The sequence below is a fragment of the Burkholderia paludis genome (genome assembly GCF_000732615.1).
Classification (GTDB): Bacteria; Pseudomonadota; Gammaproteobacteria; order Burkholderiales; family Burkholderiaceae; genus Burkholderia; species Burkholderia paludis.
The window spans coordinates 1-14,752 of the sequence record NZ_JPGL01000028.1 but is presented as its reverse complement, the minus strand read 5'-3'; the positions used below and the strand labels follow the sequence as shown (position 1 = coordinate 14,752).

Genomic DNA, 14,752 nt, shown 5'->3' with positions numbered 1-14,752 from the left:
GCGGCGCCGGCTTGCGATGGATCTGCTCAAATCGTTCATTTCGCTGCTGGCGCTGATCAACCCGATCGGCGCGGTGCCGTTCTTCCTGAGCCTGACGGCGCAGCAGACGGACGCCGAGCGGCGCCGCACGATCCGGATCGCGTCGGTGTCGGTGTTCTGCGTGATGACGGTGACGGCGCTGCTCGGGCAGCAGATCATCGACTTCTTCGGCATTTCGGTCGGCTCGCTCGAAGTGGGCGGCGGGATCATCATGCTGCTGATGGCGATCAACATGCTGAACGCGCAGATCGGCAACACGCGATCGACGCCGGAGGAGCGCCACGAGGCCGAGCTGAAGGACAACATCGCGGTCGTGCCGCTGGCGATTCCGCTGCTGACGGGCCCCGGCTCGATCAGCACGGTGATCATCTATGCGGCGAACGCGCGTCACTGGTATGACCGGGTCGGGCTGGTCGCGATCGGCGCGGCCCTGGCTTTGCTGTGTTTCGTTGCGATGCGGCTCGCCGAGCCGATCGCGAACTGGATCGGCCGCACGGGCATCAACATCGCCACGCGGCTGATGGGTCTGATGCTGTCGGCGCTGGCGGTGGAATTCATCGTCAATGGACTGAGGGCGCTACTGCCTGCACTGAGATGAAAACTTCGATTGCGATTGTGGATTATGGGATGGGCAACCTGCGCTCGGTCGCGCAGGCGCTCAAGAAGGCCGAACCGGCCGCCGACGTGGCGATCGTCGACACGCCGGCCGCGATCCGCGCGGCCGACCGTGTCGTGCTGCCCGGCCAGGGCGCGATGCCCGACTGCATGCGCTGCCTGGGCGAATCGGGCCTGCAGGAGGCCGTGCTCGAGGCGTCGCGCACGAAGCCGCTGCTCGGCGTATGCGTCGGCGAGCAGATGCTGTTCGACTGGAGCGCGGAGGGCGACACGAAGGGCCTCGGCCTGCTGCCCGGCAAGGTCGTGCGCTTCGAGCTCGACGGCCGCCTGCAGGACGACGGCTCGCGCTTCAAGGTGCCGCAGATGGGCTGGAACCGCGTGCGCCAGTTGCAGCCGCACCCGCTGTGGGACGGCGTGCCCGACGACGCGTATTTCTACTTCGTGCACAGCTATTACGTACGCCCGGACAACCCGGCGCATACGGTGGGCGAAACGGCGTACGGTGCACCGTTTACGTCCGCGGTCGCGCGGGATAACCTCTTCGCGACCCAATTCCACCCCGAGAAAAGCGCGGAGGTCGGGTTGCGTCTGTATCGCAACTTCGTACACTGGAAGCCGTAAATGTCGCGGGCGTGCCACAATCGGCGGGCCGCAGAGGCCTGTCGCACGGTGCTGGCACGCCAAAGCGCCGAAAGAGTTGTACTAAACTAGCGAGACGGCGCGGTACCGGATTGGCCGGTACGCGCCGGATTCTTTTCTTTTTCCACGACGACACCCGATAGCTATGTTGCTGATTCCGGCCATCGATCTCAAAGACGGTCAGTGTGTGCGCCTCAAACAGGGCGATATGGACCAGGCCACGATTTTTTCCGAGGACCCGGCGGCGATGGCCCGCAAGTGGGTCGATCTCGGCGCCCGGCGGCTCCATCTCGTCGACCTGAACGGCGCGTTCGCCGGCAAGCCGAAGAATCTCGAGGCGATCGAGGCGATCCTCGAAGAGGTCGGCGATGAAATCCCCGTACAGCTCGGCGGCGGCATCCGCAGCCTCGAGACGATCGAGAAATACCTCGACGCGGGCCTGTCCTACGTCATCATCGGCACCGCGGCCGTGAAGGACCCGGGCTTCCTGCAGGACGCGTGCACCGCGTTCGCCGGCAGCATCATCGTCGGGCTGGACGCGAAGGACGGCAAGGTCGCGACCGACGGCTGGAGCAAGCTGACCGGCCACGAAGTGATCGATCTCGCGCGGAAGTTCGAGGACTACGGCGTCGAATCGATCGTCTACACGGACATCGGCCGCGACGGGATGCTGCAGGGCATCAACATCGAGGCGACCGTGAAGCTCGCACAGGCGGTCGGCATCCCGGTGATCGCCAGCGGCGGCCTGTCGAACCTCACGGACATCGAGAACCTGTGCGAAGTGGAAGAGCACGGCGTCGAAGGCGTGATCTGCGGCCGTGCGATCTACTCCGGCGATCTCGATTTCGCGGCCGCGCAAAAGCGCGCGGACGAACTGAACGGCGAACTCGACAACGCGTAAGCGCGCTTGTCCCGTTCGCCGGGGCCGCCCGCAGGCGGCGGCTCCGACCGGGAGCCTCGCGCGAGGCTTCCGCAACCGGCCGTCCCAGCGCGGCATTTGGCGCAACATCATGGCTCTAGCTAAACGCATCATCCCCTGCCTGGACGTGACTGCCGGGCGTGTCGTCAAGGGCGTCAACTTCGTCGAGCTGCGCGACGCGGGCGACCCCGTCGAAATCGCGCGCCGCTACGACGAGCAGGGCGCCGACGAACTGACGTTCCTCGACATCACCGCGACGTCCGACCAGCGCGACCTGATCCTGCCGATCATCGAAGCCGTGGCGTCGCAGGTGTTCATTCCGCTGACCGTCGGCGGTGGCGTGCGCGCCGTCGAGGACGTGCGGCGCCTGCTGAACGCGGGCGCGGACAAGGTCAGCATGAATTCGTCGGCGGTTGCGAACCCGCAACTCGTGCGCGACGCGGCCGACAAGTACGGCTCGCAGTGCATCGTCGTCGCGATCGACGCGAAGCGCGTGTCGGCCGACGGCGAGACGCCGCGCTGGGAAGTCTTCACGCACGGCGGCCGCAAGAACACGGGCCTCGACGCGATCGAATGGGCGCGCAGGATGGCCGAACTCGGCGCGGGCGAGATCCTGCTCACCAGCATGGACCGCGACGGCACGAAGTCGGGTTTCGACCTCGCGCTCACGCGCGGCGTGTCGGACGCGGTGCCGGTGCCGGTGATCGCTTCCGGCGGCGTCGGCTCGCTGCAGCACCTGGCCGACGGCATCAAGGACGGCCGCGCCGATGCGGTGCTGGCCGCGAGCATCTTCCACTACGGCGAGCATACGGTCGGCGAGGCGAAACGCTTCATGGCCGGCCAGGGCATCCCGGTGAGGCTGTGATGAATACCGAAACGACATCCCTGCCCGCGTGGCTCGACAAGGTCCGCTGGGACGACAACGGCCTCGTGCCGGTGATCGCGCAGGAAGCGGCGACGAACGACGTGCTGATGTTCGCGTGGATGAACCGCGAGGCGCTGGCGAAGACGATCGAGACGCAGCGCGCGGTCTACTATTCGCGTTCGCGCAAGCGCCTGTGGTTCAAGGGCGAGGAGTCGGGCCACGTGCAGCACGTGCACGAGGTGCGGCTCGACTGCGACGAGGACGTCGTGCTGCTGAAGGTCGAGCAGGTGTCGGGCATCGCATGCCACACCGGCCGGCATTCGTGCTTCTTCCAGAAATTCGAAGGCACCGTCGACAACGGCGACTGGGTCGCGGTCGAGCCGGTGCTGAAAGATCCCGAACACATCTACAAATGACGCAATCGACCGAAGACACGCTGCTGCGCCTCGCCGCCGTGATCGATAGCCGCAAGGGCGGCGACCCCGACCAATCGTACGTGTCGCGCCTGTTCCACAAGGGCGACGACGCGGTGCTGAAGAAGATCGGCGAAGAGGCGACGGAGGTCGTACTGGCCGCGAAGGACGTGCGCCAGGGCGGCGCGCCGACCGCGCTCGTCGGCGAGGTGGCCGACCTGTGGTTCCACTGCCTCGTGATGCTGTCGCACTTCGACCTGAGCCCGGCCGACGTGATCGCCGAGCTCGAGCGTCGCGAAGGGCTGTCGGGCATCGAGGAAAAGGCGCTGCGCAAGCGCCGCGAGCGCGAGGAAAACGGCGGGTGACATGCAGCGGCCCGCTGCGGTGGCGACAGTGCGGTAAGCTGTAAGAATTGTCATCTAACGGGGGTAGCATCATGAACGATACGTCGAACCAGTTTCCGACGCCTGCGGTGCCGGGGGCGGCGGACGCCGAACGCCTGAACGGGCTGCGCACGCTGACTCACGTGCTCTATGGCCTCTATGCGTTCCATTGGCTGACGGGCGGCATCACGGGCATCATCGCGATCATCATCAACTACGTGAAGCGCGACGATGTGGCCGGCACGCCGTACGCGGCTCACTTCGAATGGCAGATCCGCACGTTCTGGCGCGCGTTTTTCGCGTACGTGATAGGGTTCGCGCTGGCGTTCGTGGTGATCGGATTCGCAGTGATGTTTGTCACATGGATCTGGACGCTGTACCGTATCATCAAGGGTTGGCTGTACCTGAACGACAACAAGGCGCTCGATCCCAAGGCGTGGTTCTGACGGCCGCGCGCGAGCGTTTCGCAGGAGCAACATGAGTCACGATCCGAATTGTCTGTTCTGCAAGATCGCGGCAGGCGAGATCCCGAGCACGAAGGTGCACGAGGACGATGAATTCGTCGCGTTCCGCGACATCCGCCCGGCGGCCGAGACGCACGTGCTCGTGATTCCGCGCCGGCACCTGCCGACGCTGTCGGCGGCGGGCGAGGCCGATGCGCCGATGCTCGGCCGGCTGATGCTGCTCGTCTCGCGTCTCGCCGAGCAATTGGGCGTCGCGTATACGGGGGGCGAAACCGGTTTCCGTACGGTGATCAACACGGGCCCCGGCGGCGGGCAGGAGGTCTACCACCTGCACGCGCATATCCTGGCCGGTCCGCGCCCCTGGCAGCGGATGGGTTGACGACGCGGGGCGTATCCCCGCATCGATAGTCGAAGCCGGCGCGTTGCCGGCGATTTGCGCCGCGTGGCGGTGTGGTTGAGGAGAGGTTTCATCATGGGTGGATTGAGCATTTGGCACTGGCTGATCGTGCTGCTGATTGTCGCGCTGGTTTTCGGTACGAAGAAGCTGCGCAACATCGGCAACGATCTCGGCAGCGCCGTAAAGGGTTTCAAGGACGGCATGAAGGACGGCGAGGCCCCGGCGGATGCGCAGCAGCTGCCGCGCTCGGGCTCGGGCTCGGTCGACGTCAACGCGAAGGACACGACGCGTTCCGATTCGAACAAGGCGTAACGCCGGCACGCTGACAGGCATTTGCGATGCTGGATCTCGGTCTTTCGAAGATGGCGCTGATCGGCGTCGTCGCACTCGTCGTGCTCGGCCCCGAGCGCCTGCCGCGCGTCGCGCGTACGGCAGGCGCGCTGTTCGGCCGCGCGCAGCGGTACATCAACGACGTGAAGGCCGAGGTCTCGCGCGAAATCGAACTCGACGCATTGCGGACGATGAAGACCGATTTCGAGGCGGCCGCGCGCAATGTCGAGACGACGATTCACGACAACCTGCGCGAGCACGAGAAGGAACTGAGCGACACGTGGCATTCCGCGGTCGGCGGCCTTGACGAAGCGGCAGGCGCCGCCGGCTCCGATGGTTCCGGCATGCCCGCGGCGCCGTCCTGGCGCGGCAGTCCCGCCGCGCTCGCGTCGAAGCGCCGCAACTGGCGTGTGAAGCAGGCGGCGACGCCTGTCTGGTACAAGCGCGCGACCACCCGCCGCACGCACGTGCAGTCGGGCGCCGCGCGTGTCGCGCGCCACCAGCCGGCCAGCCTGCGCCGGCCGACGCGCTTCTTCTGAGCCGAGCGCATGCTCGCTCGTCAATCCTACCGAGGGCCGGTGTGAGCGACCCCCAGCAGAACCCGGGCGACGCCCCGGAAGAAACTTTCATTTCCCATCTCGTCGAGCTTCGCGATCGCATCATTCGCGCGGGGCTGGCCGTGATCGTCGTGTTCGTCGGGCTCGTCTACTGGGCGCCCGACATCTTCCGGCTGCTCGCGCGGCCGCTGATGGAGAACCTGCCGAAGGACGGCAAGATGATCGTGACGGACGTGACCGGCTCGTTCTTCGTACCGATGAAGGTCACGATGCTCGTCGCGCTCGTGATCGCGCTGCCGGTCGTGCTGTACCAGATCTGGGCGTTCGTCGCGCCGGGCCTGTACCAGCACGAGAAGAAGCTCGTCGTGCCGCTGGTCGGCAGCAGCTACTTCCTGTTCCTGTGCGGGATGGCATTCGCGTACTTCCTCGTGTTCCCGACGATCTTCCGCGTGATGGCGCACTACAACGCGCCGCTCGGCGCCGAGATGACGACCGACATCGACAATTACCTGAGCTTCGTGCTCGGGATGTTCATCGCGTTCGGGGTCACGTTCGAGGTGCCGATCATCGTCGTGCTGCTCGTCCGGATGGGCGTGCTGACGGTGAAGAAGCTGAAGGAAATCCGGCCGTACGTGATCGTCGGCGCGTTCGTCGTCGCGGCGGTCGTCACGCCGCCGGACGTGTTCTCGCAACTGATGCTCGCGTTGCCGCTGATCGTGCTGTACGAGGCCGGGATCCTGGCCGCGCGGTTCTTCGTGCCGAAGAAGCCGGCCGACGAAGGCGAAGCGGGGAACGGCGAAGCCGCACATTGACCGCAGCGCGCCGCGGCCGCGTGCCGCGGTTGGCCTTCCAGCCGGGCCCGGCGGCGTTGCCGGCCGGAACATGGGCGGCGAGGGCCGTCGCTCCGGCAACGCGAGGGCTTGGATGCAATGCAAAAGGGCAGCCGCCGGCTGCCCTTTTTCTTTTCCGGCTGCGTGCGGCGCGGGCCGCACGCCCCGGACGTCATTCGGTGTCGCTGTCCTGGTCGTCGAGCGTCTGCTTCGGCGGCGGCGGACGCTTGCCGATCACGACATTCACGTCGAACTCCCGGCCCTTGCGCACCACGTGCACCTTGGTCGGCGTGCCCGGCTTGATCTGCGCGACCGTGTTCAGCAGCTTCGTCGTATCGGTGATTTCCTCGCCGTTGACCGTGACCAGGATGTCGCCCGGCTTGATGCCGGCCTTGTCGGCCGGACCGCCCTGCAGCACGCCGGCGACGATCGCGCCCGATTTCTGCGACAGCCCGAACGACTCGGCGATCTCCGGCGTGACGTCCTGCGGTTCGACGCCGATCCAGCCGCGCGTGACCGAGCCGGTCGTGATGATGCTTTCCAGCACCGTGCGCGCGGTCGACACGGGAATCGCGAAGCCGATGCCGAGCGAGCCGCCCGAGCGCGAATAGATGGCCGTGTTGATGCCGAGCAGGTTGCCGTTCACGTCGACCAGCGCGCCGCCCGAGTTGCCGGGGTTGATCGGCGCGTCGGTCTGGATGAAGTTCTCGAACGTGTTGATGCCGAGGTGGTTGCGGCCGAGCGCGCTGATGATCCCCATCGTGACCGTCTGGCCGACGCCGAACGGGTTGCCGATCGCGAGCACGACGTCGCCGACCCGCGACTGGTCGGAACGGCCGAGCGTGATCGTCGGCAGGTTCGTCATGTTGATCTTCAGCACCGCGAGATCCGTCTCGGGATCGCTGCCGATCACCTTCGCGGTGGCCGTACGGCCGTCGGCGAGCGCGACTTCGATCTGGTCGGCGCCATCCACGACGTGCTGGTTCGTTAGAATGTAACCTTCAGGGCTCACGATAACGCCCGAGCCCAGGTTGGCGGCCGGCTCGTCCTGCTGCTTGCGGGCATTGCGGTCGCCGAAGAAGTAGCGGAACAGCGGATCTTTCGCGCGCGGATCGGGCGGCAGCGAGCCGTCCTTGCTGGAGAACACGTTGACGACGGCCGGCATCGCCTTCTGCGCGGCTTCGGCGTACGACGTGGTCGCCGGCGCGCCGCCGATGCCCGGCGCGACTTCCCGCAGCGCAACGATCGGCGTGGCGAGCTGCTTGCCGAGCTGTCCTTGCCGTTGCAGCCATTGCGGCTTGAGCGTCACGACGATGAACATCAGCGCGAGCAGTACCGTAACCGCCTGCGCGAAGAACAGCCAGAAGCGTCTAAGCATCTGAATGGATTAGAGGTTTATATGGATCGGATCGAACTTGAATTGTACTTGAACAATACCCTTGAAACCGCCCGCTTCAAGGACTATTGCCCGAACGGCCTCCAGGTCGAGGGGCGCCGCAAGATCGAGAAGATCGCCACCGGCGTGACTGCGTCGGTCGCATTTCTCGAAGCCGCGCTCGAATGGGGGGCCGATGCCGTGCTCGTTCACCACGGCTATTTCTGGCGCAACGAGGCCCCGCAGATCACCGGCCGCAAGTACCAGCGGCTCAAGCTGCTGCTCGCGAACGACCTGAACCTGTTCGCGTTCCACCTGCCGCTCGACGCGCATCCCGAGTTCGGCAACAACGCGCAGCTCGGCGAGCGGCTCGGGCTGATCGGCGAGCAGCGTTTCGGCGAAGGCGATCTCGGCTGGATGGCGACGCTGCCGATGCCCGTCACGCTCGAGCATTTCGTCGCAAAGGTCGAGCGCACGCTCGGCCGCACGCCGCTCGTGCTCGGCGACGTGGACATGCAGCTGCGCCGCGTCGCATGGTGCACGGGCGCCGCGCAAAGCTATTTCGACGCGGCGATCGATGCCGGCGCCGACGTGTTCCTGACCGGCGAGGTGTCGGAATACGTGACGCACACGGCAGCCGAGAGCGGCGTCGCGTTCGTTGCGGCAGGGCACCATGCGACCGAACGCTACGGAATCCAGGCGCTGGGCGCCCACTTGTCCGAGGAATTCGATATCGAACACCTTTTTATCGATATCCATAATCCGGTCTGACCGCCGGAATTGCGGCGGTGCATCGACATTCTGAAATGTAGCGAATGCTTAAAAGAGAAATGATTTAATCGCTCCGATAGTGGGGGAAAACCCTTGACTATCAATCACTTCGAACGGATTTTCATCTCCGGGCCTTGTAAATGGCGACTCCATTCGAGCAAACTAGCGGCGGAATGGAAAGTCGTGACGGAAAATCCAACTCAGAAGTGGGGCGTGAGATGCGAGACAAGGAAGAGAAACGCGTCGACAGCGGCCGCCGTACCTGGCTGATTGCGACATCCGTAGCAGGTGGCGTAGGAGGCGTCGCCACCGTCATACCTTTCGCGGCGTCGCTTGCGCCGTCCGCGAAAGCGAAAGCGGCCGGTGCGCCGATCGAGGTCGACATCAGCGGCCTGAAGCCCGGCGAGATGGTGACCGTGCCGTGGCGAGGCAAGCCGGTGTGGATCCTGAACCGCACCGACGACATGCTGTCCGACGTGGTCAAGGCCGACAAGGAAGTGGCCGACCCCACCACGAAATCCCCGTATTCGATGCCGTTGCCCGCGTATTGCGCGAACGAATATCGCTCGCGGGCCGATCGCAAGAACATCCTCGTCGTGATGGCCGTGTGTACGCACCTCGGCTGCACGCCAAGCCAGCGCTTCACGCCGGGTCCGCAGCCGAACCTGCCGGACGACTGGCCGGGCGGTTTCCTGTGCCCGTGCCACGGTTCGACCTACGACCTCGCCGGCCGTGTGTTCAAGAACAAGCCGGCGCCTCAGAATCTCGACATCCCGCCCTACATGTTCACGTCGGCGACGACCCTCGTGATCGGCAAGGACGAGAAAGGAGAAGCGTGATGGCCGATAACAAGGAAGTCTCCACGACAGGTCTCACCGGCTGGATCGATCAGCGCTTCCCGCTCACGTCCACCTGGAAAAAGCACGTTTCCGAGTACTACGCGCCGAAGAACTTCAACTTCTGGTACTTCTTCGGCTCCCTCGCGCTCCTGGTGCTCGTCAACCAGATCGTCACCGGCATCTTCCTGACGATGAACTACAAGCCCGACTCGACGCTCGCGTTCGCGTCGGTCGAGTACATCATGCGCGAGGTGTCGTGGGGCTGGCTGATCCGCTACATGCACTCCACCGGTGCATCGATGTTCTTCGTGGTCGTCTATCTGCACATGTTCCGCGGGCTGCTGTACGGGTCGTACCGCAAGCCGCGCGAGCTCGTGTGGATCTTCGGCTGCGCGATCTTCCTGTGCCTGATGGCCGAGGCGTTCTTCGGCTACCTGCTGCCGTGGGGCCAGATGTCGTTCTGGGGCGCGCAGGTGATCGTGAACCTGTTCTCGGCGATCCCGTTCGTCGGCCCCGACCTGTCGCTTTGGATCCGCGGCGACTACGTCGTGTCCGACGTCACGCTGAACCGCTTCTTCGCGTTCCACGTGATCGCGATTCCGCTCGTGCTGGTCGGCCTCGTGGTCGCGCACCTCGTCGCGCTGCACGAAGTGGGCTCGAACAACCCGGACGGCATCGAGATCAAGGCGAAAAAGGACGAGAACGGCATTCCGCTCGACGGCATTCCGTTCCATCCGTATTACTCGGTGCACGATTTCCTCGGTGTGTGCGTGTTCCTGATGGTGTTCGCGCTGATCGTGTTCTTCTCGCCGGAGATGGGCGGCTACTTCCTCGAGGCGAACAACTTCGTCCCGGCGAACCCGCTGCAGACGCCGCCGGAGATCGCGCCGGTCTGGTACTTCACCGCGTTCTACGCGATGCTGCGGGCAACCACCGACCCGTTCAAGATCGTGCTGATGATCGTGATCGCGCTGCTTGGCGTGCTCGCGCTGATCCGTGCGCGCGGCAAGTGGAAGGCCGGGCTGCCGGTGCTGGCCGCGGCGATCGTCGTGTTCATGTACCTGACGGAATCGAAGTTCTGGGGCGTCGTCGTGATGGGCTCGGCGGTGATCACGCTGTTCTTCCTGCCGTGGCTCGACCGCAGCCCGGTGAAGTCGATCCGCTACCGGCCGCTGTTCCACAAGGTGTTCCTCGGGATCTTCGTCGCGGCGTTCCTGACCCTCGCGTTCCTCGGCACACGGCCGCCATCGCCGGCCGCGACGCTGATCGCGCAGGGCTGCGCGCTGATCTACTTCGCGTTCTTCCTCGGCATGCCCGTCTGGACGCCGCTTGGCACGTTCAAGCAGCCGCCGGAGCGGGTGCGCTTCAAGCCCCATTAACGTGAGCGAGGAGAGAACGACATGAAGAAACTGCTTTCGACGCTCGCGCTGATCGGTGCGACCGCGTGTGCGCTGCTGGCGGCGCCGGCGGTTCGGGCGGAAGGTAATTTTCCGCTCGACCGGGCGCCCGATAACACGGAAAATCTCGTTTCGCTTCAACACGGCGCGCAATTGTTTGTAAACTATTGCCTGAACTGCCACAGCGCGAACCTGATGCGCTACAACCGTCTGACGGATCTGGGCATATCCCCGAAGGAGATCGAAACGAATCTCCTGTTCACGACCGACAAGGTCGGGAACACGATGTCCGTCGCGATGCGGCCCGAAGACGCGAAGAACTGGCTCGGCACCTCGCCGCCCGACCTGTCGGTCGAGGAGCGGGCGCGCGGCCGCGACTGGCTGTATACGTATCTGCGGAGTTTCTACCGCGACGATACGCGGCCGACCGGCTGGAACAACGCGGTGTTCGAGAACGTCGGCATGCCCCATGTACTGTGGCAGCTGCAGGGGCAGCGCATCGCCAAATTCGAAGACAAGACGGACGAGGAGACGGGCGAGAAGGTCCACACGCTCGTCGGCTTCCAGCAGGTCACGCCGGGGACGCTGTCGTCGCCGGATTATGATGCTGCGGTTGCCGACCTGGTGGCCTATATGACGTGGATGTCCGAGCCGGCCCAGCAGACCCGCAAACGCCTCGGCGTGTGGGTGCTGATCTTTCTCGGTGTCCTGACTTTCCTGGCCTGGCGGCTCAATGCCGCGTACTGGAAAGATATCAAGTAAACACGCCTGACCGGCGTGGGGCCGGCGCAAGGCGGAGTCCCGAAAGGGGTTTCGCCGCGTGCCGGCCCTCGGCTTTTTTGAGGAAACGCAAACATGATGGTTCTGTATTCCGGCACAACTTGCCCGTTCTCCCAGCGTTGCCGGCTGGTGCTGTTCGAGAAGGGCATGGATTTCGAAATCCGTGACGTCGACCTGTTCAACAAGCCGGAAGACATTTCGGTGATGAACCCGTACGGTCAGGTGCCGATTCTGGTCGAGCGCGACCTGATCCTGTACGAATCGAACATCATCAACGAGTACATCGACGAGCGCTTCCCGCATCCGCAACTGATGCCGGCCGACCCCGTGCAACGCGCACGTGCGCGCCTGTTCCTGCTCAACTTCGAGAAGGAACTGTTCGTCCACGTCAGCACGCTCGAGAACGAGAAGGGCAAGGCTGCGGAGAAGAACCACGAGAAGGCACGCCTTGCGATTCGCGATCGCCTGACGCAGCTCGCGCCGATCTTCGTGAAGAACAAGTACATGCTCGGCGAGGAATTCTCGATGCTCGACGTCGCGATCGCGCCGCTGCTGTGGCGTCTGGATCACTACGGCATCGAGCTGTCGAAGAACGCCGCGCCGCTGATGAAGTACGCTGAACGGATTTTCAGCCGTCCGGCCTACATCGAAGCGCTGACGCCGTCCGAAAAGGTCATGCGTCGTTGATGATGCAATGAGGGCATGACGGAGAGGGCGGCGCGGTGCGCCGCGCCCCCGCTCCGGGTTCGAGGATTGTGATGCAAGAGATTTCAACGAAGCCTTATCTGCTGCGCGCACTGTACGAATGGTGCACCGATAACGGTTACACGCCGCATATCGCGGTGAGAGTCGACAACTCGACGCGCGTGCCGCGTCAGTTCGTGCGGGACGGCGAGATCGTGCTCAACATCAGCTTCGAGGCGACGAGCCAGTTGCAGATGGGCAACGAGTGGATCGAGTTCACGGCCCGGTTCTCCGGGAAGGCGCACAAGATCGAGATTCCGGTTGCCAATGTGCTCGCGATCTATGCACGCGAGAACGGGCAGGGCATGGCATTCCAGGTCGATGCGGTGGCGGGCGAGGGCGCGGATTCGGGTGCGTTCGACGAGGACGCGCCGGCGGATGACGCGCAGCGTGACGAGTTGCCTGCCGCGTTGACGCCGGTTGCCGACAGCGGCGCGAACGAGGAGCCTTCCGAAGGCGCCGACGAACCGCCGAAAACCGACGGCGATGGCGACGGTTCGAAAGGTGGTAGCAGGCCTCGCCTCAAGATCGTGAAATGAGGTAGAATCTCGGGCTTACGCCGGCTTAGCTCATCTGGTAGAGCAGTTGATTTGTAATCATCAGGTGGCGGGTTCGAGTCCTGCAGCCGGCACCAATTACCTATCCAAGGGCGTCCTTGGAAATCCTGAAACCCGTGATAGCATAAGGCTTCGCGGGTTTTTTTATTCCGATGCTGTCCAACGGTGCCCGCCTGAATCCGGGGGCATGTGGGGGCACCACCGGGGGAATCTCTGAAATTCGGTAAATGCCCCCGGGAAAAGTGCCCCCTAGCGCTGTAAGGTAGATGCCTTATGCCGTTGACCGACGTCGCGATTCGCAAAGCCGCTCCCCGTGAAAAGCCCTACCGCCTTGCGGATGGGGGCGGCATGTACCTTGAGGTTTCACCGTCTGGCGGGAAGTATTGGCGGCTCAAATACCGCTTCTTGGGCAAGGAGAAGCGGCTGGCCTTGGGCGTGTACCCAGATGTGCCGCTGGCTGCTGCTCGCGAGAAGCGTGAAGACGCTCGGAAAAAGCTTGCGGCAGGCGTCGATCCCGGTGAGGTGAAGAAAGCTGATAAGCGGGCAGCGCTCCTTGCGGCGACCAATTCCTTCGAGATGGTTGCGCTTGGCTGGATGGATGAACTCAAGCCGTATGTTACGGCCGGGTCGATGGCGAAGACCAAGGCTCGCTTCGAGAAGGATGTTTTTCCTTGGCTCGGGAAGCGGCCGGTAGCGGAGATCGACGCACCCGAAGTCTTGGCGGTCCTCAAGCGGATCGATAGCCGTGGTGCCCGTTTTACCGCTCACAAGGTTCGTGGCGAAATCAGTCGCGCATTCCGTTATGGGATCAAGGAAGGTTATTGTAAGTTTGATCCGGCTCGCGACTTGGTCAATGCCATTCCTCCGGCGCAGACCACGCATTTCGCTTCGATTACAGAGCCGGCGAAAGTCGGTGCCATGCTTCGGGCATTCGATGGTTTTTCCGGTACGTTTCCCGTCCTGTGTGCGCTGAGGCTTGCCCCTTTGCTATTCACTCGGCCCGGTGAGCTCCGCAAGGCCGAGTGGACTCAGTTCGATCTCGATAAGGGTGAGTGGAGATACCTTGTTACGAAGACCAAGACCGAGCATCTGGTTCCGCTCGCAACCCAGGCTGTTCAGATTCTGCGAGAGCTTCACGCGCTGACAGGCAACGGTCGTTACGTATTTCCGGGGGCACGTTCGACCCAGCGTCCAATGAGCGATGCCGCTATCAATGCGGCTCTTCGGCGTCTGGGCTATGACACTCGGACGGAAATTACCGGTCACGGCTTTCGGGCGATGGCACGAACGATCTTGCACGAGGAGTTGGAGCAGAAGCCCGAAGTAATCGAGCATCAGCTTGCGCATGCTGTTCCCGACACACTTGGGAAGGCTTACAACCGGACAAAGTTCATCAAAGAACGGAAGGCCATGATGCAGAGATGGGCCGATTATCTGGAAAAACTTAAGGCACGCTGATGCCATCAAATTCTAGGCCGCACAAATCGTAACGGGTGCTGGCGCTAACACCGGTCGACACCTGGACTTCGCGGCAGGCTCAAGATCGCGAGCTTTCGTCCGATGTAATAGGTGTTCGAGCACAGACCTTGAGGAGGATGGATGCACGCCGCCACCGTTGTTGATTTACCCGATGGTGATCCGATTGACTGCCGAGACTTGGTCCAAGCGATTGCTGGAGCTTTTGTACCGGTGCCGGAAAATGTAGTGGTCTAATGAACCCGGACACTGATTTAGGCGAGAATGCTCGCCATGAAGAGGTGTCTAATGACCAAGCGACGTCGTACGTTTTCCCCGGAGTTCAAACAGCAAGCCGCGTGTCTGGTGCTCGACCAGGGCTA

At 63.7% G+C, this 14,752-nt stretch carries 19 protein-coding genes and 1 tRNA gene; 19 read left to right on the top strand and 1 reads right to left on the bottom strand.

The annotated features are described in order from the left end of the window. Nucleotides 1-16: 16 nt before the first annotated feature. The 11 genes from GQ56_RS0118625 (at nt 17) to tatC (ending at nt 6,433) form a co-directional block, all read left to right on the top strand. Nucleotides 17-637, top strand: a complete 621-nt coding sequence (locus tag GQ56_RS0118625) for a YchE family NAAT transporter (RefSeq protein ID WP_031400089.1) — start codon at nt 17-19, stop codon at nt 635-637. Beyond that, a complete protein-coding gene (gene hisH, locus GQ56_RS0118620) occupies nt 634-1,275 on the top strand; it encodes an imidazole glycerol phosphate synthase subunit HisH (protein WP_031400088.1) in 642 nt (213 codons plus the stop codon). Before GQ56_RS0118625 ends, hisH begins: the two co-directional genes overlap by 4 nt. Before the next feature lie 163 nt (nt 1,276-1,438). Continuing rightward, on the top strand, nt 1,439-2,194 hold the full coding sequence (hisA, locus tag GQ56_RS0118615) for a 1-(5-phosphoribosyl)-5-[(5-phosphoribosylamino)methylideneamino]imidazole-4-carboxamide isomerase (protein WP_031400087.1): 756 nt from the start codon (nt 1,439-1,441) through the stop codon (nt 2,192-2,194). A 109-nt stretch (nt 2,195-2,303) separates the two neighbouring features. Next, a complete protein-coding gene (hisF, locus tag GQ56_RS0118610) occupies nt 2,304-3,077 on the top strand; it encodes an imidazole glycerol phosphate synthase subunit HisF (RefSeq protein ID WP_031400086.1) in 774 nt (257 codons plus the stop codon). Beyond that, on the top strand, nt 3,077-3,493 hold the full coding sequence (gene hisI, locus GQ56_RS0118605) for a phosphoribosyl-AMP cyclohydrolase (RefSeq protein ID WP_031400085.1): 417 nt from the start codon (nt 3,077-3,079) through the stop codon (nt 3,491-3,493). The genes hisF and hisI overlap by 1 nt, the downstream gene beginning before the upstream one ends. Further along, complete coding sequence (locus GQ56_RS0118600; protein ID WP_006485344.1) at nt 3,490-3,855, top strand: phosphoribosyl-ATP diphosphatase; 366 nt, start codon at nt 3,490-3,492, stop codon at nt 3,853-3,855. Before hisI ends, GQ56_RS0118600 begins: the two co-directional genes overlap by 4 nt. A gap of 71 nt (nt 3,856-3,926) precedes the next feature. Beyond that, nucleotides 3,927-4,319: a DUF4870 family protein gene (locus tag GQ56_RS0118595; RefSeq protein WP_031400084.1), complete on the top strand. Its 393-nt coding sequence runs from the start codon at nt 3,927-3,929 to the stop codon at nt 4,317-4,319. Between the two features lie 31 nt (nt 4,320-4,350). Further along, complete coding sequence (locus GQ56_RS0118590; protein ID WP_031400083.1) at nt 4,351-4,716, top strand: histidine triad nucleotide-binding protein; 366 nt, start codon at nt 4,351-4,353, stop codon at nt 4,714-4,716. A 93-nt stretch (nt 4,717-4,809) separates the two neighbouring features. Further along, nucleotides 4,810-5,046: a Sec-independent protein translocase subunit TatA gene (gene tatA / locus GQ56_RS0118585; protein ID WP_031400082.1), complete on the top strand. Its 237-nt coding sequence runs from the start codon at nt 4,810-4,812 to the stop codon at nt 5,044-5,046. A 26-nt stretch (nt 5,047-5,072) separates the two neighbouring features. Next, nucleotides 5,073-5,603 (top strand): Sec-independent protein translocase protein TatB, encoded by a 531-nt coding sequence (gene tatB / locus GQ56_RS0118580; RefSeq protein WP_031400081.1) that lies wholly within the window; start codon nt 5,073-5,075, stop codon nt 5,601-5,603. A 41-nt stretch (nt 5,604-5,644) separates the two neighbouring features. Next, nucleotides 5,645-6,433, top strand: coding sequence for a twin-arginine translocase subunit TatC (gene tatC / locus GQ56_RS0118575; protein WP_031400080.1), 789 nt, complete (start codon nt 5,645-5,647; stop codon nt 6,431-6,433). A gap of 190 nt (nt 6,434-6,623) precedes the next feature. On the opposite strand, the gene GQ56_RS0118570 is transcribed toward tatC, so the two are convergent. Further along, nucleotides 6,624-7,829, bottom strand: coding sequence for a Do family serine endopeptidase (locus GQ56_RS0118570; RefSeq protein WP_031400079.1), 1,206 nt, complete (start codon nt 7,827-7,829; stop codon nt 6,624-6,626). Nucleotides 7,830-7,850: 21 nt separating this feature from the next. On the opposite strand from GQ56_RS0118570, the gene GQ56_RS0118565 reads away from it, so the two are divergent. The 8 genes from GQ56_RS0118565 (at nt 7,851) to GQ56_RS0118530 (ending at nt 14,372) form a co-directional block, all read left to right on the top strand. Then, nucleotides 7,851-8,597 (top strand): Nif3-like dinuclear metal center hexameric protein, encoded by a 747-nt coding sequence (locus tag GQ56_RS0118565; protein WP_031400078.1) that lies wholly within the window; start codon nt 7,851-7,853, stop codon nt 8,595-8,597. A 218-nt stretch (nt 8,598-8,815) separates the two neighbouring features. Then, nucleotides 8,816-9,436: a ubiquinol-cytochrome c reductase iron-sulfur subunit gene (gene petA, locus GQ56_RS0118560; RefSeq protein ID WP_031400077.1), complete on the top strand. Its 621-nt coding sequence runs from the start codon at nt 8,816-8,818 to the stop codon at nt 9,434-9,436. Next, nucleotides 9,433-10,815: a cytochrome b gene (locus tag GQ56_RS0118555; RefSeq protein WP_152601784.1), complete on the top strand. Its 1,383-nt coding sequence runs from the start codon at nt 9,433-9,435 to the stop codon at nt 10,813-10,815. Before petA ends, GQ56_RS0118555 begins: the two co-directional genes overlap by 4 nt. Before the next feature lie 21 nt (nt 10,816-10,836). Beyond that, entirely contained in the window at nt 10,837-11,595 is a 759-nt protein-coding gene (locus tag GQ56_RS0118550) for a cytochrome c1 (RefSeq protein ID WP_031400075.1), read from the top strand. Between the two features lie 93 nt (nt 11,596-11,688). Next, nucleotides 11,689-12,300, top strand: a complete 612-nt coding sequence (locus GQ56_RS0118545; protein ID WP_006400565.1) for a glutathione S-transferase N-terminal domain-containing protein — start codon at nt 11,689-11,691, stop codon at nt 12,298-12,300. A 71-nt stretch (nt 12,301-12,371) separates the two neighbouring features. Continuing rightward, on the top strand, nt 12,372-12,896 hold the full coding sequence (locus tag GQ56_RS0118540; RefSeq protein ID WP_031400074.1) for a ClpXP protease specificity-enhancing factor: 525 nt from the start codon (nt 12,372-12,374) through the stop codon (nt 12,894-12,896). Nucleotides 12,897-12,915: 19 nt separating this feature from the next. Next, nucleotides 12,916-12,991, top strand: a tRNA-Thr gene (locus tag GQ56_RS0118535). 196 nt (nt 12,992-13,187) lie between these two features. Beyond that, nucleotides 13,188-14,372 carry a tyrosine-type recombinase/integrase gene (locus GQ56_RS0118530; protein WP_031400073.1) on the top strand — a complete coding sequence of 395 codons (1,185 nt, stop codon included), beginning with the start codon at nt 13,188-13,190 and terminating at the stop codon, nt 14,370-14,372. Nucleotides 14,373-14,752 lie beyond the last annotated feature (380 nt).